This window comes from Paenibacillus sp. 598K (genome assembly GCF_003851045.1).
In the GTDB taxonomy this organism is placed as follows: Bacteria; Bacillota; Bacilli; order Paenibacillales; family Paenibacillaceae; genus Paenibacillus_D.
On record NZ_BFBX01000478.1, the window covers coordinates 1 to 315 of the forward strand.

A 315-nucleotide genomic window follows, 5' to 3' on the forward strand; every position below is an offset into this window, starting at 1 on the left:
TGCGGGCGCCGCCGGTCGATGTCCAGGGGGCGCATGAGGTCACGGAGGCCGCGACGCGAGTCGTCCGCGAGTCGGAGCCGGGCTTCCGCTATGCGGGGCATGTCTCGATCGCGGATACGTGGAAGACGCATCTGATCGCTGCCGATGCGGAGGGGCTGGCGCTGGCAGCTGCGGGCAACCTTCAGTTCGACGGCTATGTGGCCGACACGACGCTTGCCGGCGATGTCGAGGTGGGCGGCAGCTTGCGGGCCGACGGCCGGCGACTGGTCATCCAGGGCGATCTGCGCGTCCGAGGCGATATGACCTTGGGCCAGA

At 69.5% G+C, this 315-nt stretch carries 1 protein-coding gene; it reads left to right on the forward strand.

What is annotated here, in order from left to right:
* Nucleotides 1–315 (forward strand): hypothetical protein (locus PA598K_RS37185; RefSeq protein ID WP_185602455.1); only part of this gene is annotated, 315 nt, incomplete at both ends.